This is a genomic window from Lentilactobacillus hilgardii DSM 20176 = ATCC 8290 (assembly GCF_000159315.1).
GTDB lineage: Bacteria > Bacillota > Bacilli > Lactobacillales > Lactobacillaceae > Lentilactobacillus > Lentilactobacillus hilgardii.
Genome location: NZ_GG669994.1, coordinates 36082 through 50945, shown reverse-complemented (window position 1 = coordinate 50945; position 14864 = coordinate 36082). Strand labels below are relative to the sequence as shown.

15 protein-coding genes are annotated in these 14864 nt (G+C 39.1%); 8 read left to right on the top strand and 7 right to left on the bottom strand.

The window, feature by feature from the left end; all coding sequences use genetic code 11:
* The first annotated feature begins 267 nt into the window (after positions 1–267).
* Both HMPREF0519_RS07455 and HMPREF0519_RS07450 read left to right on the top strand, forming a co-directional pair.
* A complete protein-coding gene (locus tag HMPREF0519_RS07455; RefSeq protein ID WP_003635165.1) occupies positions 268–1173 on the top strand; it encodes a GH25 family lysozyme in 906 nt (301 codons plus the stop codon).
* A 35-nt stretch (positions 1174–1208) separates the two neighbouring features.
* A complete protein-coding gene (locus tag HMPREF0519_RS07450; RefSeq protein ID WP_003558541.1) occupies positions 1209–1712 on the top strand; it encodes a C40 family peptidase in 504 nt (167 codons plus the stop codon).
* A gap of 90 nt (positions 1713–1802) precedes the next feature.
* Here the strand turns inward: HMPREF0519_RS07450 and HMPREF0519_RS07445 are convergent, their stop codons facing one another.
* Positions 1803–2228: an OsmC family protein gene (locus tag HMPREF0519_RS07445; protein ID WP_003553207.1), complete on the bottom strand. Its 426-nt coding sequence runs from the start codon at positions 2226–2228 to the stop codon at positions 1803–1805.
* 234 nt (positions 2229–2462) lie between these two features.
* Here HMPREF0519_RS07445 and HMPREF0519_RS07440 point away from each other — a divergent pair, with 234 nt between their 5' ends.
* The gene (locus tag HMPREF0519_RS07440) at positions 2463–3650 is read left to right on the top strand and encodes an MDR family MFS transporter (RefSeq protein WP_003635163.1); all 1188 of its coding nucleotides are present in this window, start codon (positions 2463–2465) and stop codon (positions 3648–3650) included.
* 267 nt (positions 3651–3917) lie between these two features.
* Here HMPREF0519_RS07440 and HMPREF0519_RS07435 read toward each other — a convergent pair whose 3' ends face one another.
* Complete coding sequence (locus tag HMPREF0519_RS07435) at positions 3918–5330, bottom strand: APC family permease (RefSeq protein ID WP_003558536.1); 1413 nt, start codon at positions 5328–5330, stop codon at positions 3918–3920.
* 166 nt (positions 5331–5496) lie between these two features.
* Here HMPREF0519_RS07435 and HMPREF0519_RS07430 point away from each other — a divergent pair, with 166 nt between their 5' ends.
* Positions 5497–6075 (top strand): TMEM175 family protein, encoded by a 579-nt coding sequence (locus tag HMPREF0519_RS07430; RefSeq protein WP_003635161.1) that lies wholly within the window; start codon positions 5497–5499, stop codon positions 6073–6075.
* Positions 6076–6167: 92 nt separating this feature from the next.
* Here the strand turns inward: HMPREF0519_RS07430 and HMPREF0519_RS07425 are convergent, their stop codons facing one another.
* Both HMPREF0519_RS07425 and HMPREF0519_RS07420 read right to left on the bottom strand, forming a co-directional pair.
* On the bottom strand, positions 6168–7493 hold the full coding sequence (locus HMPREF0519_RS07425; protein ID WP_003635159.1) for a sensor histidine kinase: 1326 nt from the start codon (positions 7491–7493) through the stop codon (positions 6168–6170).
* Positions 7494–7825: 332 nt separating this feature from the next.
* Entirely contained in the window at positions 7826–8191 is a 366-nt protein-coding gene (locus HMPREF0519_RS07420) for an iron-sulfur cluster biosynthesis family protein (protein WP_225429038.1), read from the bottom strand.
* A gap of 135 nt (positions 8192–8326) precedes the next feature.
* On the opposite strand from HMPREF0519_RS07420, the gene HMPREF0519_RS07415 reads away from it, so the two are divergent.
* The gene (locus HMPREF0519_RS07415; RefSeq protein ID WP_003635156.1) at positions 8327–9301 is read left to right on the top strand and encodes an NADP-dependent oxidoreductase; all 975 of its coding nucleotides are present in this window, start codon (positions 8327–8329) and stop codon (positions 9299–9301) included.
* A gap of 240 nt (positions 9302–9541) precedes the next feature.
* Here the strand turns inward: HMPREF0519_RS07415 and HMPREF0519_RS07410 are convergent, their stop codons facing one another.
* The 3 genes from HMPREF0519_RS07410 to lplA all read right to left on the bottom strand — a co-directional run bounded on the left by HMPREF0519_RS07410 (position 9542) and on the right by lplA (position 11632).
* Positions 9542–10078, bottom strand: coding sequence for a hypothetical protein (locus HMPREF0519_RS07410; protein ID WP_003635155.1), 537 nt, complete (start codon positions 10076–10078; stop codon positions 9542–9544).
* A gap of 10 nt (positions 10079–10088) precedes the next feature.
* The gene (locus HMPREF0519_RS07405; protein WP_003635153.1) at positions 10089–10526 is read right to left on the bottom strand and encodes a hypothetical protein; all 438 of its coding nucleotides are present in this window, start codon (positions 10524–10526) and stop codon (positions 10089–10091) included.
* Between the two features lie 95 nt (positions 10527–10621).
* Positions 10622–11632, bottom strand: a complete 1011-nt coding sequence (lplA, locus tag HMPREF0519_RS07400; protein WP_040472754.1) for a lipoate--protein ligase — start codon at positions 11630–11632, stop codon at positions 10622–10624.
* Between the two features lie 172 nt (positions 11633–11804).
* Here lplA and HMPREF0519_RS07395 point away from each other — a divergent pair, with 172 nt between their 5' ends.
* From HMPREF0519_RS07395 to HMPREF0519_RS07385, 3 genes are all read left to right on the top strand, one after another.
* A complete protein-coding gene (locus HMPREF0519_RS07395) occupies positions 11805–12275 on the top strand; it encodes a universal stress protein (RefSeq protein ID WP_003553186.1) in 471 nt (156 codons plus the stop codon).
* Positions 12276–12368: 93 nt separating this feature from the next.
* A complete protein-coding gene (locus HMPREF0519_RS07390; protein ID WP_003635149.1) occupies positions 12369–13277 on the top strand; it encodes an RluA family pseudouridine synthase in 909 nt (302 codons plus the stop codon).
* A gap of 92 nt (positions 13278–13369) precedes the next feature.
* The gene (locus tag HMPREF0519_RS07385; RefSeq protein ID WP_003635146.1) at positions 13370–14836 is read left to right on the top strand and encodes an amidase; all 1467 of its coding nucleotides are present in this window, start codon (positions 13370–13372) and stop codon (positions 14834–14836) included.
* Positions 14837–14864 lie beyond the last annotated feature (28 nt).

Genomic DNA, 14864 nt, shown 5'->3' with positions numbered 1-14864 from the left:
CTTAACCACCTTAACTTGTAATATTCGGTCCACTTTTTTGGTTTTCGATTGCTTTTTTACGGTTTTTCCGGTGATTAACGAGAAAAAGAAACCTTCTTTTTCTCATTTTAGTTTCCGAATATTGCCATTGGTTCGCGTTATATCAATAACCAATAGGTGTGAAGAAAGTGTGAAATTGATGTTTAATATTTATGAAACAATCCTGAGACTGTTATGTAGCATTCTTCTCTTATACTATTCCTTGTAGTTTTAAAGGAGGACTATTCGATGACTCTTAATTTTAAAAAAATAGCCGGCCTGTTTATGGGTGCCTTGGCAGCTTTCACTATTTGCACTTCCGTAAGTGCAAGCAAAACAAAAATTGCCGATGTTTCTCAATATCAGGGAAATATTAATTGGAGCAAGGCATCAAAGGATCTGAAATATGCCATTATCCGGGTGCAACATGGTGATACCGGTGATGCCGATTTTCGGATCGACTCGAAACGTAACATCAACGCTTCAGGTGCTAAAAAGTACGGCGTTCCATTTGGTCAGTACGGATACGCAGAATTCAGCAGCGTTGCCGATGCAAAAAAAGAAGCGAAAGACTTTTATAACCGTTCCAATACCAGTGCCAGATTCTATGTATTAGACAACGAGCACAGAAAAGGCAAGGGCTCTGAACAATCCTACGTCAACGCCTGGTTAAGCCAAATGAGAAAATTAACCAACAAACCGTTAATTTATTACTCATATGATAACTATGTTGCCGTTCACAAAATTAATTATTCAAAATTTGATGGTTCATGGATTGCCAATTATTCTAAGAAGCCAACCGCTTCCGCCGATCTTTGGCAGTATACATCCAAGGGACGTGTCAGCGGCATTAGTGGAAACGTCGATTTAAGCAAAGCCATCAATTCTTCAGTTGTTGACTCTTGGTTTAAAGCAACATCCGCTGATACAGCAAAACCAACGTATTATACGTCGGTTCCAGCAAACCAAACAATTACAACTACTCGTCACATTTACGAGTATAAAGATGCCAATTTTAAAAGTCGAATAACTAAGCTGGCTTCCGGAAAAAGTCTGCCAGTTAAAGCTATTACCCGTTCGAACAGCGGTGCTTACAGGTTTCAATTAACAAACGGGAACTTCGTAACTGCCAACAAAGCATTTGTCTCAGATTAAATCATAAATATTGCAAATAGAAGGGAATTATTGTCGTGTCTCACAGTCATAGAAATATCAAATCAGCTTTAAAACCAATTTTGTTAATCGTTGCATTGTTCAGTTTCGCAGTTACCGCTTTTTCATTTGCACAAGAAGCAAATGCCGATAGCACAGATGAACCACATTATTCAACAGTCTACAAGGAAGCCAAAAAGCATTTGGGTACCAGTTATGTCTATGGTGCCGTTGGTCCAACCCACTTTGATTGCTCAGGGTTTACTAAATATGTTTACAAAAAATCTATCGGCAAATCATTACCAAGAACTGCACAAGCACAATATAACGGTACAAAAAAGGTTTCAAAGAAAAATATTCAAAAAGGTGATTTGGTATACTTCGGCTCAAGCAAGTCAAGTATTTCCCATGTTGGTATGTATATCGGCAACGGTCGCATGATTGACTCACAAAATCGTGGTGTTGTGACGGAACAGGTTTACGCACCTTGGTGGCATGTCGTGGGCTTTTCACACCCAACCGACTTATCATACGATGATTAATCTATTAGTCTTATAACATTAAAAGCGGAAATTCAGAAAGATCTGAGTTTCCGCTTTTAATGTTATCTTGGCATTAATATCGATTAAAGTTTAAAAACTGAATTTATCAACAACTTCAAAGGTGACATTTTCGTTTGCCTTTAATAATTTAGCAACCGGACACTGATTTAATGCTTCATCAACCATCTGTTGTCCTTGTTGATTATCCAATTTGTTAAAGAAAATCTGACAACGGACAATAAACTTATAACCAACCGTATCCTTCACAATATCAACACCGGTATGAATAATACTATCAGGTTCAAGCTTATGCTGACGTTCTACAATACCAATTGTAGCGTTAAAACAGGTACTTAACGCGAAACCAATGAATTGTTCAGGGTTTGTTCCCGGACTGTTTAATAATGAACTGCTGACACCCAGTGCCAAACCTTCATTACCATGAACATAACTTTGACCTACCAATCCATGTTCGTTAACAATTTCAGTATGATAAAGTGATCCATCTACAGCCATATTAAAATCCCTCCAATTATCTTAAACCAATTCCATACATTGATAAGCTGCACAAAACAACAGTTATTTCTGCAGCTCCTGACACATTTACATCTTAATCTTATGTTATTTACAAATGGAAGTCCATCAAACAGCACTATAAATGGTAGCGCTTACCTTAATGGCTTAAATTAACTAACCACTTGGATTTTTGATAAACTAATTAGTAGAACCATTTTTAATGGAGGCGAAAATGTGAAAACAATCAGCCTTAAATGGCTAGTAACCGGTGCACTTTTAAGTAGTGTCGGAATGAGCTTTATTTGGCCGCTCACCAGTGTCTATTTGCACAATCGCTTGGGTGTTTCGTTAACAACGGTTGGCATTGTCCTACTATTCAATTCACTGGCAAGCGTCTTGGGAAGCTATATAGGCGGTTACCTATACGACAGGAAAAATCCCTATCACCTGATAGTGGGTGGTGTTATTGCGACTACAGTGACGCTTATTGCACCGATTTTCTTTCATGGCTGGCCCGTATTTGGCTTTCTACTCTTCTTTAACGGTCTGGCTTCTGGATGGAATCTCACAATCGTCAATTCAATTGGAACTAGTATTAAAACGGTTGATAGCCGTTACGTCTTTAACATGCTATACTTTGCCCAAAATTTAGGTGTCGTTATTGGTACTTCGCTGGTTGGATACCTTTACAGCATTAGTGTCACGTTGCTCTTTGCCGTTGCAACAAGTTTATTTCTATTCTTTTTACTTGTTGTTACAACTAAATATAAATCAGCAGCTGCTGTCCAACGCAAAAAAATTGGAGATGGTGTAAAAACAAACTGGCCCAAACAATCCCTTCCACGACCAAACGCCATTGTTTTAACAACCTTTTTCATCTCATTACTAATTATTTGGACGATGTATCAGCAGTGGGTCTCAAACTTATCTGTTTACATGACCACCTTGGGTATTCCGCTTAGAAACTACTCTTTTCTTTGGACAATCAATGCCGGTTTGATTGTTGTCATCCAGCTTTTTATCAACTGGCTTGCCCGAGATCACGAAAATCTGATTGTTCAGGTTCTTTTTGGCGTTTCAATGATTGTCCTTTCATTTGTCATGCTCATCTTTGCTAAAAGCTACCCTTTCTTTGTCATATCAATGATCATCTTAACAATCGGTGAGGCATCTACTTTCCCGACTATCCCTGCTTTGGTTAACGCTCTGACTCCCGTTGAAGCAAAGGGAAAGTACCAGGGACTTATTAACGCATGGTCCTCCGCGGGTCGAGCATTGGGGCCACTTTTCGGTGGCTTGGTGATCGAATTACAATCATATACATCTTTGTTTATCATCGCAACAGTAGCCATTTTGGTTGTCTGGCTGAGTATCAGCCTAATTTGGCGTATCCTTCATCACCAGCTCACCTTTTATAGATAAAGGAGAAAATTAATTGATCATTAACCTCTTACTTTGCCTACTCATTGCATTATTCGGTGCTTTTATCGGTGTTATTTCAGAGAGCCACTGGCATTTCCGGCAACTAGATTTTCAGCACTTTACCCGTTACTTACTTGTATCTGGATCAATTTGTTTGATAACGATTGCCATTCTCTTATTTGAATACTTCTCGGCAGCATATTAAAAAAGTCCCTGAGTAGACTGTGATTTACTACTCAGAGACTCCTTTATTTTTATGACACAGACTTAAACTTCTCGATCCTTATTAATCTTACTATGTCTAATTCCATAGCTGAAGTATAAGATTAATCCGATCACAAACCAGATTCCCGATGCAACCCAGGTTTCTGTCGGAAGTTTTGTCAGCATATATAGGCAAAGCAGTGCCGATACAATTGGAAATACAGGATAACCGGGAACTTGGTAACCATGATTATTTTGAATTTCTTTGTTGTGCCTTAGCGGAATGATACCAAATGACACAAACAAGAAAGCAATCAACGTTCCGATGTTAACCAAATTGGTCAATTGATCAAGTGGAATGAAACCACCCATAATTGCAATAATAATTGTCACAATTAATAAACTATTACCCGGATTTCCATGTTTATTAAGCTTGCCCAAAAATTGGGGCAATAAACCATCACGGCCAATCGAATAAATCAATCGGGATGAACTATAAATCATCGTCACCATCATTGTAAACATCCCAGCCAATGCTCCGACTGAAATAATCCCGGCCACCCAATTCAAATTAACAAATTGAAGTGCAAAGGCAACCGGATCGGCTACATTTAACTTGGTATACGAAACCATTCCTGTCAGCACAATTGACACACCAACATATAAAATTGTTGCAACGATTAAAGTTCCAATAATACCGATTGGCATATTCTTCTTGGGATTTTTAACCTCAGCAGCCGAACTGGATACCGCATCAAAACCCAAATAAGCAAAGAATACTGCGGCAGCCCCGCCAAAGACACCACCCTTACTGCTACTCCAGCCATAAGGCAAAAACGGATGCCAATTCGATGGCTTAACGTAGAATAGTCCGACAACAATAAATAGTAAGATAATGCCGATCTTAACAAATACAATGATATTGTTTACCCGTACCGAAGATCTCATACCGTGGCTCAACATCCAAGAAATCAATAGTACAATAATAATGGCAATAACATTTCCATATGTTCCCGCAGATGGGTTAAATGGTCCGGAAATGGCTGTTGGAAAATTAATGTGAAATCCCTTTAAAAATGATTGGAAGTAAGCTCCCCAGGCACTGGAAACTGCCGCAACGGCCAGTACATATTCCAAAATCAAAGCCCAGCCAAGAACCCAACCGATAATCTCGCCAAAAACCAGGTTACCGTACGAGTAGGCACTTCCGGCGACTGGAAGTGCCGATGCAAATTCGGCATAACACATCGCTGACGTTGAACAAACAACTGCCGCAAAAATGAATGACAGAATAATGCCGGGACCCGCTTTGGTAGCGGCCACAGTTCCCGGAAGAATAAAAATACCGGTACCGATAACGGCACCAATTCCTAATGAAATCAGATCAAGTGCCGACATTGTTTTAATAAACTTTTTATCGGTTTCAAGATAACGATCCAAATTTTCACGCTGGAAAATTCTTGAACCTAATGACATAAAATTAGCCTCCAAATAATATTAACAATCCATTAGAATTATTATTCCATTTTAACTTTTTGAGCATCAAAAATCAATTTAGGACTCATCTATTGTATGCTGAGTATGGATACTTATGCCAGCATCATTGGGCTGATTAAATGACATATTTAAGGGGGAATCATTCATGGGGAAAGGCCGCCTGGAAGCTTTTACAGATGCTATCATTCCAATTATTATGACGGTGTTGGTCTTGGAATTACAAACACCTCATCGATACTCGTGGGAGGGATTATGGGAAATGCGTCAGGAATTACTCACCTACGCAATTTCGTTCTTCCTACTCGCCATTGTATGGGGGAACCATCATCACATGTTTCAAGTGGTAAAAAGAATTAACGGAAACGTTATCTGGGCAAATACACTTTTGGTATTTTTCTTATCATTTATTCCGTTTGACACGTCAATCGTAAACGATGATCCAAACAGTCTTTTTGGATCACAACTTTATACACTACTTTTTATCTGCATTAACCTGGCATGGAACTTTTTAAGGGTTGCATTACTACATGCCGATAAGCATAACGACGTCTTAGTGGGATCGTTAAAGCACGAACCTAAAAGCCTCATCACATTAGGTGCCTTCATCATAGTCTTCCTGCTTTCTTTTGTATGGCACGAATTTGGTATGATAGGAACCTTCTTGGTCATGATGATTTGGCTGATGCCATATAAGAGAATTGAAAACGCTTTTCATAATTTCTAAAAACAACAAAACGAGTGATTGAAATAAAATCAATTTTTATCTCGATCACTCGTTTTATTGTCGACTAGTGCTACTTCAGAACACATGCCTAATCACTTAAAAATTGGAATCATCATTTGAAAAACGGTGCCACGGGGATGATTATCCCGAACGTCAATTTTTCCGTGATGCTGCTGCACAATAAATTTAGCGATTGCCAATCCTAAACCATTACCACCCGTTTTACTGTTTCTCGATTCGTCGACGCGATAAAATCTTTCAAAAATTTGATTCTTATCTTTATCGCTAATGCCTGTACCTGTGTCACTTACAGAGATAATTAACTTTCCATGCTGTTTCTTAATCAACACCTCAATCACGCCTCCTTCAGGCGTATATTTAAGTGCGTTGTCCAAAATAATAACAAGGGCTTGACGCATCAGATCAGGATCAAAAGCCACTTCACCAGACACTAGAACATCTCTTCTCAACGTTTTGTGCTGGCTTTCAGCAAGTGGTTGATAAATATTAAAAATTCGTTTTGACCATTCCCTTAAATCAACCGATTGACGCTGGATCTGAATAATATTGGCATCCCCACGTGACAGCATCAACAATCTTTTAATTAACGTCTGCATTTGTCCGACTTCATCCAAAGCAGTCGAAATACTCGAAGCTTCATCCAAAATTCTCTTTTTAGGTTTCGTCAATAAATACTCCATTTGATTTTGGATAACAGTAATAGGCGTTCTCAACTCATGGGCCGCGTCTGCACTGAATTCCCGTTGCTTCTTCCACGAAATCAGGATTGGCCTCATACTTAGCCTGGATAAAACATATGCAATCGCAATTGCCAACGCCCAGAAAATCAGTAGTGTGATAAATAATGACCTTTTAAAACTTTCGACCGCCAGTAGATCTGCATCGATATTCTGCAGAATCAATACATATTTCCCCGAATAAGTGGTGTTCGTATTCGTATGCGGTACTTTTATCAGTAATGTCATAAAATAATGATTCGACTGTTTGGTCTCAAACTGCGTCGTAATGACCAAACCTTTAACTTTATTGATATTTTTCTTAACAAGCTTTATTCCCTGAAAAGCACTGAAAGCACCCTGTCCAATCATTCCTGCGTTCTCAATCCGCCCACTGCTGCTAAAGATCAGCGCATTTGTCCGAAAGGTTGCATTATTTGTGGGTGGAGGCGTAGATCGCGCTCGATAAGGATGGATACTATCCCCACCGGTTGACGATTTCCGCTGGCTTCGCATAATCTCTGTTTTTTGGCCGTACAATCCTGAGTTAATATTTTTATCAATTGAATCTTTAAAAGATAAATAGATGATGCCGCCTAAAATGGCAAACAATGCCGTAAAACTAACCAGCTCGTTAATGAAAAACTTAATCCATTGTTTTTTTGTTGCATCCTGAACCATTCTTAGCAAAGTCCCCCATTTTAAGCATTCTCTGCCTAATTTCTTGTAAAGTGACGTTAGTTTAGCAGAGGAAGCTTAAACCAAACTTAATGTCAATATTGCCGGCAAACAAACTGAATGCATAACAGTTGTGTTTCAAAAGCCATGTGACCTAGTCATTTATTGTTGATCCAGGAACAACGTTCAGGTAATCAGTTTAAGTATCCAAAAACGACTTTCAAGTGCCTATTTCTTAGTAACCGTCATGATGACCGAAAGGGAGTTGGAACAAAGTTAAGTTTTGCTCCAACTCCTTTTATAATCAAAAGCGTGTCATTTCATTTGTTATTTAATTAACTTTTAAATGCAACGTTCTGTTTAGTTAAATCCTTAATTGCAACGTTTCCATCTAAAATACCGCTTTCGCCGGACAACACGAGTTGATTGTTTTTAACATCTAATTTCATATCATTATCTAAATAAATGTTGGAATAACCCTTAAATTTCCAATCACCTTGATTAGTATGCAAGACAGCCTCATAATCCGGTGTCTTAGCTTCATTATCGACAGCAATAATATCAAAGCTCGTATCCAGTGAGCAAACCCCCACTTTTGAAAATGGTCCAACCCCATCATCGAAGCTTAAGAGTAAACGGCTTTCATGGGGCACTTTTTTGTTAAGTTTATCCAATGCACGATCAGTAATTGTTAATTTCATTTCAACACCTCCACTACTATAAATCATACACGCGTATCGACCTCTGTTAATTGAATTGTACACAATTTTAATAGTTACTTATTCCATTTTCAGATAACTATCTGTTTCTAAGCTTTTCTTCTCGTGATACCATAAGTGAGAGGTGAGAAAATGACAAACACAGAAAAAATGGATGCAATTGTAATTAATGATTATGGTGATGAAAATCAACTAACTGAACAACAAATTGATATACCTTCAATTAAAAGTAATGACTTATTAGTAAAAGTTCAAAGTATTGGTGTCAACCCCATTGATTGGAAGACCAGAATGGGCTTACGTCAAAGCCGCTACCCTTTTGATTTTCCAATTGTTTTAGGACAAGAAATGGCAGGAACCGTCGTTAAGGTCGGCAAAGAAGTCTCTGGGTTTAAAGTTAATGATGAAGTGATCGGTTATGGAACACCCAGCAACCGTGGTACCTATGCGCAATACTACGCAATAAACGCGGATCAGACCGCTCATAAGCCTGAAAATCTGTCATTTGAGGAAGCAGCTGGCCTGGGATTAGCTGGGACAACAGCTTGGGAGGCCATTTTTGATGCTGGACAACTAAAAGCTGATCAAACAGTTCTGATTCTCGCCGGTTCCGGTGGTGTCGGCTTAATGGCAATCCAGTTAGCAAAAAACGTCGGTGCACGCGTTGTGACAACAACAAGCAGTCAGAATGCCGACTATGTTAAAAGCCTTGGTGCCGATGAAGTCATTGATTATAACAAAAACGATTTTTCAACTCGTTTGTCCAATATTGACCTTGTCTTTGATACCCTTGGTGGTGACAATCAAAAAGCAGCTTTTAAAGTTGTGAAGCCTGGTGGCCGCCTGATTTCAATTGTTGAAACAACTGATCAGGCAAAAACTTTAAGCAATCAATATGGTGTTCATTTTGATAAAATTAATGCCCATCCGGATAAAAGAATAATGGCAAAACTCGCTGACATGTTCGGATCAAGAAAACTAGTTGTCCGGGTTGCTGAAAATTTACCTTTCACAGTTGAAAACGTCCGTAAGATGCATCTAGAAAGTGAATCTGGACATGTTGTTGGAAAACTAGTATTAAACATTAATTAAGATACAAAAAAGGTCAACTGATTTCTCAGTTGACCTTTTTTTACGGTACTCATACAAAGTATGAATAGACTTCTTGGACTCCACAATCCTCTAAAGTCAGACACCACAAATCCGTGCTTAAAATGTGCCCCGTATCTAAAAACATCACCTAGCCGCTTGCGCGAACAGTATAAAACTGCGTGATCTTTCTCGACTCATCGCATAATGTCATTATGCCACATTTACTCGGCAAACACAAACCTACTTCTTCTGAGCAGTTTTTCTAGCCTTTACAGCAGGCTTCTTTGCTTTTTCCTTCTTATCACCTGCTTCTTTTTCGGCTTGTGTCTTCATATTTTCCTGAACGGCCGCCAAATGATCAGCCAACCACGTATTCATCATTGGTAAATAATGATCCATGTCTTCGATGAACTCATCCGCAGAAGCAACTTCATCGATACGCAAACTGGAAGCATTTACATATGGAGAGCTCATGACCAAATAAACATTGACAGGTAATGTGTCTTCATCAGAAATCATTTTATCAATTCGTTTAATATCTTGCAGTGGTAAATTAATGAGGTTTGTTTCCAATCTAATGTTCACGTCTGCGTCATCAACCTGAACCTCACCATAGCCAAGCTTACCAAGATTCAATTGTTCCTCAACAAATTCATAAATTGGTGCCATTGTCTCATCAGGTTTTGCCACCAAATCAGCCAACTTTATATTGACTGTTTTATGTTCGACCTTTTCGTTCGTCACATCAGCAATGAAACTTGTTACATCTCTATTCAAATTCTTTCACCTATTTCTTTAATTGTTTATTCTTATTAAGTCGTTTTTCCAATGATTCCCGTTGGAAAATGGCACGTAGCTTAAAGGCTAATATAAACCAATAAAAGTTCACGATAATGCCAAATGCACTCAATGCCGCCATCACTAATTTAACAATTATATTAGCGCTGCTCCCCGTAAACATTGTTGCCAGCATTCCAACAAAGCCGACTGTATAAATAGCAACAACGACCGCCATTAAATAGTAACTGATTTTCATTTTCAAATAAGCTAATAAAATCGTTGCAAGATAAAACACACCTGCAATGATTGTTACCCTAACTGCCTCAGAAAGTAAAACCCGTCGATCAAGTCGCATAAAATCAAGAGTCATTAACCAGTTGACCAGTAAAAAGAAAACTAGTGAAATGACTGCCCAATAAATGACTTTTTTCTCTTCGTTTTTCAACTATATCCTCCAATAATTCCAATAAAAAAAGATAAACTCGTATTGTAGAATTTATCTTCTATACTATCAATGTTAGTTTAACGTATTTGCAAGCTTTAGAAAAGCATATCCAGGAAATCTTCTTCTGGAATACCTGTGAAGTATTGATTCAAGTCAACATCTTTAAGCGCATTTGAAACATCTGCCCGTTCGAAACGAACACCTTTCAGTTTGTCTGCAAGTTCGGTTGTATCCTTTGGTCCAAAGAAATCGCCAAAAAATGTAACGTTTGAAATTTTTCCGTCATCAACTTGGAAACGAGCGTCGATGGTACCATTTGTGAAATGTTGACGCTTCTTAACGGTAAACTCGGGAGAATTACCATAAACCCAGTTCCAGTTATTATAGACATCATCAAAAATCTTATCAATGCCCTTTTTATCTTCATCAGTTAAATGATATTCCTTATCTTTGATTTGATTCAAATCTTCAACATGGAAGAGTTCCTTTAACAAACGGTCACGGAACTCGGGAGTCGTTAGGTTTTGATATTCAGGTGCCAAATAAGGCTTTAAATTGGTTACCCGTGATCGAACTGATTTAATTCCCTTAGATTTAATTTTATCCTCAGGAACGGTCAAGGCATTAGGAATCACTGATAAATCAACGTCCAGCATCAAAGTACCATGTGAAAATGTCTTACCGCCCTTAGTGTACATCGCATTTCCAGAGAACTTCTTGCCATCGACCAAAATATCATTTCGACCGCTGACCTCTGCAGTAGTAGCCCCCATATCATGCAATGCATCAACAACCGGTTGGACAAAGGACTTAAAATCACCAAATTCTTCGCTGTCACTGTCAACCACAAAACTAAAGCAAAGGTTTCCCAAGTCTTGATAAACAGCACCACCACCGGAAAGTCGACGGGTAACGACAATACCGTGTTCATCAACATACTTCTTGTTGATTTCTTCAAGCGTATTCTGGTTTCTTCCTACAATAATACATGGACCTTCAATATAAAACAGTAACAATGGTTCATCAAAATTAATTTCATTCATCAAATATTGCTCTGTAGCTAAGTTGCGACGAATATCGTTGGACTTCATGACGTAGTAATACATAACGAGAATAGCCTCTTTTCATTTTTTCTTTCACAAGATAATGTTAGCACCTAAGGTAAGCGATTACAATCACAAGTGACAATCCATGCTATCAACCAAATGATTATTGATTACAAGCCGGCTTGAGAATGTTATAGTTAAGGTAAGAACAAATCGATGATGGGGTGATCACATGGAAGACCAAAATTACAAGAATGTCCTAGTACCAGTAGACGGTTCGGCCGTTACGAGTTCAGTGCTCAATCGCGCAATTGCCGTTGCATTGGCAAATGATGCCCACCTGGATATTTTAAATATTCTGGAGGTTAATCAATTTAATCAAACATATGGTAGTGCTGTAAGCGGTGACGTGGTTTTCAAACTAACTGAAAATACTGAAGATAAGCTCAAAGAAATGAAACAAAAAGCATTGGCTGCGGGTGTTAAAGATGTTGATATTCACATTCGGTTTGGTAATCCCAAACCGATTATCTCACGTGAATTTCCGCATGATCACCATACTGATGTCATTGTAATCGGTTCAACCGGTCTCAGCGCGGTTGAAAGATTGATTATCGGATCTGTTACAAGTTACGTAACACGAACTGCTCTATGTGATGTTTTAATCGTGCGCTCAAAAAACGATCCAAAGCAGCCAAAATGATAAAAATATATTTTAAAAATGGGAACCGGATCAGGTACAGCTTAATATACCGCAAATCCGATTCTCTTTTATTGTAAAACAAGGACTGATTCAATGAACACTCAATGGCTTTTTAAGACGACGGTTCCCCAAACAATGGATGGCAAACCGTTACGCTATCTTCTTCATCATTACTGGTTGTTGCCGAAACACTTGGTTTTTAGTTTGCGTTCTGATGAACGAGTTTTGGTCAATAATCGATACTTACCAGTTAATTTTCCTGTGCATTTTCATGATCACATCTCATTAACCTTTATTCCCTCTGATTTTCAGCATCCTTTCCCACAGGTACTGCCCGATTCAGCAGCCACATTAAAAATCCTCTATGAAGATGCCAATTTAATCGTTATCAATAAACGTCGAGGCAATAAAACCCATCCAAATCAACCCGGCGAAATTGGTGCAACCATTAACCATTTAGCGGCTTATCTTAAGACAAAGGAGGCACTTCCCTACATGGTTCATCGATTGGATCAGGAAACAAGTGGTGCTATTTTATTTGCTAAAAATCCGGCGGTCGTACCGACTCTAGTCGCAAAGATTGCGACTAAGAACATTAAACGTACTTATTTAGCGTGGGTAGTGGGAACTGACATTGATTCCCAAGGTATTATAGACTTTCCAATCGGACTCGATCCTAATGATAAACGAAAACGCATGATAGATGGAAACCATCCTGCAAAATCCATCACACATTATACTGTTCTTCAGAAGGAGGACGGCTATTCACTGTTGGCAGTTCAACTGGAAACCGGGCGAACTCACCAGATCCGTGTTCATTTAACCGCAATTGGTCATCCGCTAGTTGGTGATCCGCTATACAATCCTGATGATAAGCACCCATTCTTGTTGCTGCATTCATGGAAGCTTAACATTCCGCTCCCTTTCAGTGAACAAGTCATTGAAATCACCGCCCCTTTACCGGCACACTTTGACGATTTCAAATTGTCACTTTTGAAATGAACAATCCGATTAGTTGTCATACTACGAGCAATTATCAGTAAGGTCTCTCATACTTAATCCATACGGATGTCATTTATAAGGAGGTTTCACCAATGGCAAACAATCTACTAGCAACCAACTCTGCTACCCAGTTGACAAATTTGATTCATAATCATCAAATTTCCCGAGCAGACTTGCTCCAGCAATTATTAGACACAATTGAAAAACAAAATCCGCGGCTAAACGCTGTTACGCACCTGTGGCCCGAACGCGCCCGACAGATGGCCGCTCATTTTAAAGATGAAGGGCAACCTTTTGCCGGTATCCCAATTCTTTTAAAGGGGCTCGGTCAATCCTTTAAAGGCGAAATTGATTCAGGAAGTTCTCAATTATTACGAGATTACATTGCTCCAGAAACTAATAATTTCGTAAAGGGATTGCTGTCAGCAGGATTAATTCCGGTTGGCGAAACAAATGCACCGGAATTTGGATTTAAAAACATTACCGATTCCAAGCTCTATGGTAACGCCCATAATCCGTGGAATACCGATTATCAGCCCGGCGGCTCATCTGGAGGCTCTGCTGCTGCAGTCGGAGATGGCTGGCTTCCCATCGCAGCTGGTAACGACGGAGGTGGTTCCATTCGAATCCCATCCTCATTCTCTGGCACAATTGGATTAAAGCCTACTCGTGGTCGTGTTCCTACTGGTCCCAACGAGTGGCGGGGATGGCAAGGTGCATCAATTAATTTTGCAATCACCAGAGATATTCAAGATACAGCCAAATTATTGGATGCTTTATCAGTTGTCCAAATGTCTGCACCTTTTCAGATCCCATTACCGGATCATGACTTTGAAAGCACATTAAATGAGCTCCCTAAGAACCTTAAAATTGCCTTTTCAACTAAATCTCCGGTCAACACTCCCATTTCTAACGAAGCAAAAAGGGCCGTTAATAATGCCGTTGGTTTCTTAGAAAAGGCCGGTTACGATATTACTGAAGTTGACGCGCCAATTGATGGCATTCAATTAATGCAAACTTACTACACGATGAATGCCGGTGAAACGGCCACGATGTTCGCAAATATGGATCTCGACAGCCAAACTATCCATGATAATGTTGAGCCACTTACATGGGCATTAAATGTAACCGGAAAATCAGTCTCAGCTGTCTCCTACAGTCAGGCACTGGCGTTTTGGGATCAGGCTGCAGCCACGATGGATACTTTTAGTGATCAATATGATCTTTATTTAACGCCAACGACGGCTTTTCAAGCACCTAAAGTTGATCAACAGCTTGTTTCTGATCAAAATATGGAAAAGCTGATAAACATAAAGGAATTTGCACCTAATGAACGCTTACAAATTATCTGGGATCAGTGGCTACCAGCACTAACCATTTCACCTTTTACTCAATTAGCAAATATCAGTGGTCAGCCTGCAATTAGTTTACCGACATACGTCGGCAATAACGGTCTTCCACTCGGAATCCAATTTATGGCAAAAAAAGGACGCGAAGATTTATTACTTCAAATTGGTCGACTTTTTGAAAAAGCCGATACATTTAAACTAAAGCATTAATGTTTGTTGATAACTATGTATAGTAAAG

What these genes read in the sequence shown, in the direction of transcription:
- HMPREF0519_RS07385 (WP_003635146.1), top strand. Translation starts at nt 13,370, where the DNA reads ATGGCAAACAATCTACTAGCAACCAACTCTGCTACCCAGTTGACAAAT.
- lplA (WP_040472754.1), bottom strand. Translation starts at nt 11,632, where the DNA reads ATGTATTACTACGTCATGAAGTCCAACGATATTCGTCGCAACTTAGCT.
- HMPREF0519_RS07395 (WP_003553186.1), top strand. Translation starts at nt 11,805, where the DNA reads ATGGAAGACCAAAATTACAAGAATGTCCTAGTACCAGTAGACGGTTCG.
- HMPREF0519_RS07420 (WP_225429038.1), bottom strand. Translation starts at nt 8,191, where the DNA reads ATGAAATTAACAATTACTGATCGTGCATTGGATAAACTTAACAAAAAA.
- HMPREF0519_RS07390 (WP_003635149.1), top strand. Translation starts at nt 12,369, where the DNA reads ATGAACACTCAATGGCTTTTTAAGACGACGGTTCCCCAAACAATGGAT.
- HMPREF0519_RS07430 (WP_003635161.1), top strand. Translation starts at nt 5,497, where the DNA reads ATGGGGAAAGGCCGCCTGGAAGCTTTTACAGATGCTATCATTCCAATT.
- HMPREF0519_RS07455 (WP_003635165.1), top strand. Translation starts at nt 268, where the DNA reads ATGACTCTTAATTTTAAAAAAATAGCCGGCCTGTTTATGGGTGCCTTG.
- HMPREF0519_RS07445 (WP_003553207.1), bottom strand. Translation starts at nt 2,228, where the DNA reads ATGGCTGTAGATGGATCACTTTATCATACTGAAATTGTTAACGAACAT.
- HMPREF0519_RS07425 (WP_003635159.1), bottom strand. Translation starts at nt 7,493, where the DNA reads ATGGTTCAGGATGCAACAAAAAAACAATGGATTAAGTTTTTCATTAAC.
- HMPREF0519_RS07435 (WP_003558536.1), bottom strand. Translation starts at nt 5,330, where the DNA reads ATGTCATTAGGTTCAAGAATTTTCCAGCGTGAAAATTTGGATCGTTAT.